Raw genomic sequence first — 8,341 nt, forward strand, 5'->3', positions numbered from 1 at the left:
GCAGCCATAACCAATTAGAATTAAACCAGTCCAACTTTCAGGGGCCAGTTCAAAATGCGAGGGTATATGCCAGAAAAATGGCCGAAAATCGGCCATATACCTCCGCAGTTTTCTGAACCTGGCATATGCCCCCACAAAATTCAGGCACCGAGCCGGTCTTGGGCGGAATAGCGCACTACGTACACCCCACACACAGCACACCACTGAACGAGGTGTCGCAACACCAGCCTCGCACCAACTACTACATCACACGGAGACCACATCACCCCAGGTCAAACAGACAAAATACCCGGGAATGACGCGATCAAAGCCGTGCATCTCGCCCACAATTCCAGCCACCACACACAGGGCCCAAAACCCCACATGTTTTATTTCCGGCTTGTTACTAGCGCACACTCCTTCAGCACAAATGCCAAGAAATATTAAGTTATTGTTTCCGATACTAAGAATTATTCCGGGGAGGTCTAGCGTAACGAACAATTGATTGTTCACACGAAGGGAGACCGAGATGGCATCGCCTGAGGTCACACCAAAAATGTCGGGATTCGCTCGCGGCACCAAAAGCACCACCCCCACCACACGCCAAGACCACTCTCTACACCGAGGCGTCGGCAGTATTGGCCTGCTGTTCGCCAGCGTTGGATCCATCATCGGCTCCGGATGGTTGTTCGGATCAATGGTCGCTGCTCAAGCGGCTGGCCCGTCGGCAATAATCTCGTGGTCACTAGGCGGGATCATGATCCTGTTCATTGCACTCTGCTACGCGGAGCTTGGCACCATGTTCCCTCTTTCGGGCGGGGTCGTGCGCTACCCGCACGTCGTGTTCGGCGGGTTCGCGTCATACATGACCGGGTGGATCAACTGGATTGCGGCGCTCGCGCTCCCTCCGATCGAGGTCATGGGCGCGCTCACCTACGCCACGAAATACGGCCCGTTCACGCACGAACATGTGGTCAGCGGACAGACTGTTCACACGCTCACGCCGTTGGGCATTGCGCTCGCGGTCCTGCTCATGGCGGTTTTCGTCGTCATCAATTACTTCGGAATCCGTTGGTTTAGTCGTATCAATAACGTACTTGTGTGGTGGAAACTCGGGATCATTACTTTGGTCGTTGTTTCCTTTGTTGCCCTAGGTTTTCACGGCAGCAACTTCACCGCGGGAGAAGGCTTCTTCTCCCACGGATGGCATGGAGTCTTCACCGCCATCGCAACGTCCGGAATCGTCTTTTCTTTTCTCGGTTTTCGGCAAGGCATCGAATTGGCCGGCGAAACGAGCAATCCGCGCCGAAATGTTCCCCTGGCCGTCGTCGGCTCTGTCCTTATCTGTATTTTGATTTACGTTGCGCTTCAGACAGCTTTTCTAGGCGTTCTTCCGCATAGTGTGATCGCGAATATGGGCGGGCACTGGTCCAGCCTCAACTTCAGCGACTCATTCGGCCCACTCGCCGCAGTGTCGACGATGCTCGGGGCGGGCTGGCTCGCCGTCCTCCTCTACATCGACGCGATCGTGTCGCCCGCCGACACCGGGCTGATCTACGTCACGACCACCGCCCGCATCTCGCACGGCATGGCGCGAAACGGCAACGCCCCAGCTAAACTCGCCACAACGAACCGTCACGGAGCACCCGTCGTCTCGATGATCGTCGCTTTTGTCGTCGGGCTCGTGCTCTTCCTCCCGTTCCCGTCGTGGCAGCAAATGGCCGGGTTTATTTCGTCGGCAACCGTCCTATCCTTTGCTTCGGGTCCGCTAACAATGGCGGCGCTGCGCAGCCGACTCCCCCACCACCAGCGCACATTCAAAGCGCCGTTCGGGCATCTGCTGCCCATGCTGGGGTTCATGTCGTCGAACCTGCTGGTGTACTGGACCGGGTGGACTACCGACCTCAAACTCTTCATCGCGATGGGGCTGGGGCTGGTGCTGCTCGCGGTCAACAAAGCGTTCAGCCGGCACGAGGCGATGAACCGCTACAACATGGCGTTCCGCGCGGGCTTCTGGTACATCCCGTGGCTCACCGGGCTCGCGATCATTTCGTACCTCGGGGACTACGACGGCGGGATCGGGCTGCTTCACTTCGACACCGCCGTGCCCGTGATCGTGGTGTTCTCACTGGCGATTTATTGGATGGCGGTTCACTTCTCGTTCCCGGCCAAGAGGGTTGAATTTCTTGCCGACGCTATTACGCGGGAAGCCCGTGGCGACGCGGCGGCAGAGGACGCGGAGGATGCGGCGACGGCGGACGCTGAGGCTGGGGAGCCAGGTGAGCCCGAGGAAGATGCTGCCCTTGCTCCGGTGAAGGCTTAGGTTGCCTGGGTAAAGGCTTAGGTTGCCTGAGTGGCGCGGGGTTGGGGTCGAGTGCGGGCCCGGCGCCGGCACTAGCCAAAAACTGCTGGGGTATGTGCGCCACTACTGAGAAAAGTGCGGGGCGATATGCCAGAAAAATGGGCGAAAATCGACCATATAACCCCGCAGTTTTGAACTGGCCCCCATATCGCCCCGCAGTTTTCGGACACCAATCCGTTCCAAACCAGCAAAATCGCCCAACCGCACCCCCACGAAACAAAACCCCCACGCCCACGTGACCGACACACCTCAACGCTCTACTGTGATAAGTATGCATTCAACGAAACTTGTGGTGATAGGCCTAGGCCACGTGGGCTCGTCCGTGGTCACCTTTGCGATGGCGTCGGGGTTGTACTCCGAGATCGCCGTTATTGACACGAAGGAGGGGCTGGCTCTCGGCGAGGGGCTCGACCACTCCCAGTCAACCGGCGTTCCCGGGACAACAAATACGTACATTCATGAGGGCACTTACGACGACACCCGCGACGCCGACGTGATCATTTGCGCAGCTGGGGCGTCGATTGTTCCTGACCCGGACCGCCCGGATTACGTCCCTCCCCGTTCGCTCCTGGCCAAGGTGGGGGCCCGGGCCGCTCGCGACGTCATGAAGAATGTGTCGGAGCGCACCAAGGACCCGGTCATCATTTTCATCACGAATCCTTTGGATGCCGTGGTTCATATCGCGTCGACGGAATTCGATTACCCGGCGTCGAAAGTGTTAGGTACCGGAACCATGCTCGACTCGGCGCGGCTGCGCTGGGCGGTGGCGCAGGAGCTCGGCATTGATCCGAAGTCGGTGACTGGCTACATGATGGGCGAGCACGGCACGACCGCGGTGCCGATCCTGTCGAACCTCAATGTGCAGGGCGTTTCCTGGTCTGAGCTGGAGCGTTGGAGCGGCAAGGATCTGCCATCGCGCGACGACATTAAGCAGCGGGTCGTTGATTCGGCTTACGACGTTTTCTTTGCGAAGGGATGGACCGACGCGGGTGTGGCCCGCTCCGCCAACGTGCTGGCCAGGTCGGTTCTTCTGAACGAGCGCTCCGTCCACCCGGTCTGCTCGCGCCTCGATGGCGAGTATGGCCTCGGCGATATCTCCATGTCGGTGCCCGCGGTGTTGGGTTCCGAGGGGCTGATTCGTCGACTTCCTCCAATTGTCGACGCCTGGGAGCAGGAGAAATTAGAGGAGTCGGCTGATTCTATCCGCGCCGTGTATGCCGAGGCGACCAGCGAGAGCGACGAGGGTGGCGAAACGAGCGCGACCAGCGAGGAGGCCTAGTGAGCGTCTATCTCACCGGCAAGCGCCTCATGGACATGAACGCCGCGCAGGTCCATGAGCTGTACAAACTCCGCGTCGATGTTTTTGTCCACGAGCAGGAAAGCCCCTACAAAGAGATCGACGACACCGACATCCACCCCGGGACTCAGCACCTTCTTGCGTATGACACCGAGGGCGGCGTGCGCCTGGTCGGAACGGCCCGCGTTTTCGGGAAGCCCGACGAAGGCCAGCACATCGGCCGCGTTTGCGTGGCTAAGGATGCGCGCGGGCACGGGATCGCGACACAGCTGGTGAAGAAGGCCCTCGAGGTATGTACCGAGCGGGCGGCGGGGATCGACCCCAACAAGGGCGCGCTGATCGAGGTCGACGCCCAGTCCCACCTCGTCGATTGGTACGCGCGCTTCGGCTTCGTGGTTGATGGCGAGGAATTCGAGGAAGCCGGGCGTCCGCATAAGCACATGAGCATGCGGATTTAGGTCATCGGTTGCCGACGATTGCCGATGGTTTTTCGGCGGCGACGATTGCCGGCGGCGCACGCTAGCGCCCGTGGCGGGACGGCGCACGTCGCCCCACACGCCACTGATCTGCAGCCACACAGCGTACCGTGTACAACGGAAATATGAACGCTACCGATATTTTCGTTGATTTCGCCTCACGACCCATCGACGCCGCGAAGGGCCTCCCCGACCTCACCCCAGCCCAGCTCAACGCTCACCCCGGCGGCCACGACAATTCCATCGCGTGGCTCCTCTGGCACGCTGGCCGGGAGGTCGATATGCAGTTATCGCAGCTCAACGGCTCCGAGCAGATCTGGACCACCCAAGGTTTCAAGGAGCGTTTCGCCCTCGACAACGGCGATTCGCTCGGCTACGGGCACTCGGCCGAAGAAGCGCGGTCCATCGTCGTTAATGATCAAGAACTGCTCGTGTCCTATGTCACTGAGACTTTGAACGCGCTCATCGCGTACGCGAAGTCGGGCGTTGATTGGGACGAGGTGATCGACCGCGATTGGACGCCCGAGGTCACGCGCGGTGTGCGGATGGTGTCGATTGTCGACGACGCTGCTCAGCACGTCGGGCAGGCGGCGTACATCGCGGGGATGCCGGAGCTGTAAAAGCTCTGGTCAGAGGGCTTTCGTGGCGGGCGCCAGGACCAGGACCGGGCGCGGGGGCTGATTAGCGATGCTCCCAAAAGTGATCCAACGGCGCATTCCCGTTCACGTGAGCCGGCTCGGGCGTACCGCTGCTATCCCTGTTGCGGTGAAGCCCGATCGCGAAGTCAAGGGTGTCCGCCGCAAGTAATGCCCGGCGCGTCCAGGTCGCTGCATCGTGGACTGTGGCTCGCCAATCGCAGGCGGATACGTCGGGGTGCGAATCGGGATCCGGCGAAGTGTCGGCCTGATGAACCCGGCGAGCCGCGAACGTGGCCAGGGCCGAACTAAACGTGCAGCCTGTCCCGTGCGTGTTCGTGGTCGCCACCCTGTCGTGGCTGAGCAACGCTGTCTGCTCGCGATCAGCAACAACCTCGGTGACCTTCGGGCCATCATCGCCGAAGCCATTATCGGGACCGCCGGTGACCACAATGACCGTCCCCAAAGCCTCCGCAATTGACGACGTCAGGGATTCGCCATCTTCAGTGGTTTCCTGATCATTGCCGACGTTTTCATTGCCGACGTTGGTGCCGCCGGGGCCAACATTTTCTTCGCTATGGCTTCCCCCCGCAGCGGACACACTCGCGTTACCGCTATCCGAACCCTGAGAATCAATAGCGTCAAGGTGCTTCCGCAGCGTCGCGGGCACCGCTATCCCCGCCATGTCGCACAGCCCGACGAGCTCGCGCCCGTTAGGAGTCAACGCGTCCGCACGTCGGGCGAGGTCCACAAAACCGCTGGTCGCCGTCGTTTCGTCGTCGACAAGCGAGCTGCCACTGGAGGCCACCATCACCGGATCCCACACCACCGGTCCAGCAAACGATAGCGCGGTGAGCTCCGCGACGGTGGCGTCGGCAATGGCAGAACTGCCCACCATCCCGATTTTGATTGCGTCGATCGGGTAATCGTCGGCTACTGATCGAATTTGTTGGGCGACGAAGCCGGGGCTCATGTATTCGGCGGCGTCGACGCCTCGTGTGTTTTGCGCGGTCACGGCGGTGATCGCGACGCAGCCGTAGCCGCCCAGTGCGGAGATGGTTTTGAGGTCGGCTTGGATGCCGGCGCCGCCGGATGAGTCGGAGCCGGCGATGGTCAGGACGACGGGTATGGGCGAGGGGCGGGCGGATTGGGCACGAGCAGGTGATGGCGAGGAAGAGGTCATGTTTCCACACTAAGCGCGCGGGTTACCCGACAACAGGTTTCACAAATAAATTCACACATATTCACCCACGAACGCCTGCGATGACCGCTACGAAAACCATGACAAATGGCACTGTTCCGCGCCGTCGACGTCGGCTGTACTTGGTTTATGACCAGTTCACGCACCGCCATCGAAGTCCAGGACGTCACTCGCAGGTTCGGGAAAACCACCGCGGTCGACGGCGTCTCATTGTCGGTTGATGCCGGCGAAGTCATTGCCATACTCGGACCCAACGGCGCTGGTAAATCCACACTTCTTGACCTCGTCCTGGGTCTCTCCCAGCCCGACACCGGCACGATCTCCGTGTACGGCCACACCCCGGCGAGCGCAGTGCGCGCCGGAATCGTCGGTGCCGCGCTTCAAGACGGCGGCCTGCCCAGCACCATGACCGTCGAGAGAATGGTGCGAACCCTCACCTCCGTTCACCCGCAACGCCTGAGCCCCAGCGCGGTCCTGCGCGACCCCTCCCTCAACCGGCTGAGGAAACGCAAAATCGGGAAGCTCTCCGGGGGTCAGCGCCAACGGCTACGGCTGGCTCTAGCCACCATGTCGGACCCGCAGGTTCTCATTCTCGACGAGCCCAGCTCCGGGCTAGATGTCACAACACGCTCTGAGCTGTGGAGCGGCATCCAATCCATGGCCGACGACGGCATCACCGTGCTCTTCGCCACGCATTACCTCACGGAGGCGGAACGATATGCCGACCGGGTTATCGTCCTGAACACTGGAAAAATTGTTGCCGACGGGACACCCGAGCAGCTGACCTCGCGCTATCCAACAATTATCCGAGCTTCGTTGCCCATTGCCGACGACGAAGGCGTGCGGAATAGTTCTGCGCCCGGCGCAGCGGAACCCGGCGCGGCTTCACGCGCCGACGCTCGTATTAAAGCGTGCCTCTCTGCAACCGACACCTATGAGCGGCACGGCGACGAAGTCATCATCCACACGACCAACCCTGACCAGGTTTTACTCCACACGCTGCAGCAGAAATTACTCATTCGCCCCACTGTGAATCGCGCCGCGCTCGACGATGCGTTCACTGAACTTACGCGGTGAAGGCACAGCCCCTACCCCCACACCCCAACCCAGGAGTTACAGATGAATTCCATACGCCCAGCATCAACCACACCACTACAGAGCACACGCCCTCACCCCCACTCACCACAACGCTCCAAAAACACAGCAACGCCCCGAAGGCGTTCAGGTTTCACGTCGACAATGTTGTACAGCTGGCACTATTTCACGGAGCTGCTTCGTCGGCCAGAAACGCTTGTTTTCTGCCTAATTCTGCCCACAGCCTTGTACCTGATGTTCGGGACGGCCACGGAGAACTCAGACTCCGCACTCAGGGAGGGCAACGTGGCGGCGTTCATCATGACGGGGATGGGGCTCTATGGATCCGCCATCGCCATGACCTCGATCTCTGGTAGCGCGGCGCAGGCTCGGCAGGAGGGATGGAACCGGCAACTCCACCTCGCGGGGCTCACTACGACGCAGTCCGTGGCTGGGACGATTATCGCTATGGTCGCGTTCGCGGCTCTCCCCATCGTGGTGACGTTCACCACCGCAGTCGCAACGGGTTCCCAGTTCGACCATGTATGGCAGTGGGTAGCAACAGGTGTGCTGAGCTGGCTCGTTACTCTCCCATTCGCCGTTTACGGGCTCGCCGCTGCCCTCTGGCTACGCACGGAAACAGCCACGGGCATCTCGTCAGGATCACTGGTCATTCTGGCGTTTTTCGGTGGAGTATTCATGCCCCTGCAGGGAACGCTCTTCGATATTTCGCGTTTCACACCGTTCTACGGGCCAATCACCATCGCGCACTGGCCGCAGATGGCAGGCGATCAATTCGGTAACAACGGCAACCTCGTCATGACTGAATCTCCGGTTTTCGCGCTCTCCGTTACACTCATGTGGACCGCGATCTTCGCCCTCCTGTGCGTCGCAGGGGCACGAAGAGCCATCAAGAAATAAACGCCGAAAGCGTGGCCTCACCACCACATCCACACGGAGACAGCAACCATGGCCCGACCACACCCCCGCACCTGGAGGAACACCGAGCTCCTGTATCCGGCCGTGTGGCTCATCTATCTGGCGTTCCCTCTTGGGACATGTCTCACCGCCGACGTCGGCATATTTGCTCGGATCATCGCGTCAATACTGGTTATCGCCTTCGGTGGGATATACCTCAGCGTCTACCGGTATGCGCACAAATTCGAGGACAACAAGGCGCTCAAACTATGGGGTGTCACGGGGATCCTTATTGCCATAGGTGCGGTAAATTACCCCATCACTGGCCTATCTTCCGTGTGTTTCATTCCATATATCTGTGCGCTGTGGGTCTTTATCCGATCCGGTCGGCAAGGGATC

7 protein-coding genes and 1 pseudogene are annotated in these 8,341 nt (G+C 60.3%); 7 read left to right on the forward strand and 1 reads right to left on the reverse strand.

Features of this window, described 5'->3' with window-relative positions; all coding sequences use genetic code 11:
- Positions 1-508: 508 nt before the first annotated feature.
- The 4 genes from Q3981_RS07760 to Q3981_RS07775 all read left to right on the forward strand — a co-directional run bounded on the left by Q3981_RS07760 (position 509) and on the right by Q3981_RS07775 (position 4,734).
- Positions 509-2,302: an APC family permease gene (locus tag Q3981_RS07760; protein WP_303125015.1), complete on the forward strand. Its 1,794-nt coding sequence runs from the start codon at positions 509-511 to the stop codon at positions 2,300-2,302.
- A 310-nt stretch (positions 2,303-2,612) separates the two neighbouring features.
- A complete protein-coding gene (locus tag Q3981_RS07765; protein WP_303125017.1) occupies positions 2,613-3,620 on the forward strand; it encodes an L-lactate dehydrogenase in 1,008 nt (335 codons plus the stop codon).
- Positions 3,620-4,096 (forward strand): GNAT family N-acetyltransferase, encoded by a 477-nt coding sequence (locus tag Q3981_RS07770; protein WP_303125019.1) that lies wholly within the window; start codon positions 3,620-3,622, stop codon positions 4,094-4,096. The genes Q3981_RS07765 and Q3981_RS07770 overlap by 1 nt, the downstream gene beginning before the upstream one ends.
- A gap of 143 nt (positions 4,097-4,239) precedes the next feature.
- On the forward strand, positions 4,240-4,734 hold the full coding sequence (locus tag Q3981_RS07775) for a DUF664 domain-containing protein (protein ID WP_303125021.1): 495 nt from the start codon (positions 4,240-4,242) through the stop codon (positions 4,732-4,734).
- A gap of 61 nt (positions 4,735-4,795) precedes the next feature.
- Here the strand turns inward: Q3981_RS07775 and Q3981_RS07780 are convergent, their stop codons facing one another.
- Positions 4,796-5,932 carry a hydroxymethylpyrimidine/phosphomethylpyrimidine kinase gene (locus Q3981_RS07780; protein ID WP_303125023.1) on the reverse strand — a complete coding sequence of 379 codons (1,137 nt, stop codon included), beginning with the start codon at positions 5,930-5,932 and terminating at the stop codon, positions 4,796-4,798.
- 147 nt (positions 5,933-6,079) lie between these two features.
- Here Q3981_RS07780 and Q3981_RS07785 point away from each other — a divergent pair, with 147 nt between their 5' ends.
- From Q3981_RS07785 to Q3981_RS07795, 3 genes and pseudogenes are all read left to right on the forward strand, one after another.
- Positions 6,080-7,027 carry an ABC transporter ATP-binding protein gene (locus Q3981_RS07785; RefSeq protein WP_303125025.1) on the forward strand — a complete coding sequence of 316 codons (948 nt, stop codon included), beginning with the start codon at positions 6,080-6,082 and terminating at the stop codon, positions 7,025-7,027.
- Positions 7,028-7,189: 162 nt separating this feature from the next.
- Complete coding sequence (locus tag Q3981_RS07790; protein WP_303125027.1) at positions 7,190-7,945, forward strand: ABC transporter permease; 756 nt, start codon at positions 7,190-7,192, stop codon at positions 7,943-7,945.
- A gap of 48 nt (positions 7,946-7,993) precedes the next feature.
- Positions 7,994-8,341, forward strand: a pseudogene (locus tag Q3981_RS07795) (hypothetical protein); the annotation flags it as partial.

Origin of the sequence: Corynebacterium sp., assembly GCF_030530965.1 — a bacterium.
In the GTDB taxonomy this organism is placed as follows: Bacteria; Actinomycetota; Actinomycetes; order Mycobacteriales; family Mycobacteriaceae; genus Corynebacterium.

Excerpts from the sequence above, each read along its gene's own strand:
- Q3981_RS07790 (WP_303125027.1), top strand. The coding sequence starts at position 7,190 with ATGTTGTACAGCTGGCACTATTTCACGGAGCTGCTTCGTCGGCCAGAA.
- Q3981_RS07785 (WP_303125025.1), top strand. The coding sequence starts at position 6,080 with ATGACCAGTTCACGCACCGCCATCGAAGTCCAGGACGTCACTCGCAGG.
- Q3981_RS07780 (WP_303125023.1), bottom strand. The coding sequence starts at position 5,932 with ATGACCTCTTCCTCGCCATCACCTGCTCGTGCCCAATCCGCCCGCCCC.
- Q3981_RS07760 (WP_303125015.1), top strand. The coding sequence starts at position 509 with ATGGCATCGCCTGAGGTCACACCAAAAATGTCGGGATTCGCTCGCGGC.
- Q3981_RS07765 (WP_303125017.1), top strand. The coding sequence starts at position 2,613 with ATGCATTCAACGAAACTTGTGGTGATAGGCCTAGGCCACGTGGGCTCG.
- Q3981_RS07775 (WP_303125021.1), top strand. The coding sequence starts at position 4,240 with ATGAACGCTACCGATATTTTCGTTGATTTCGCCTCACGACCCATCGAC.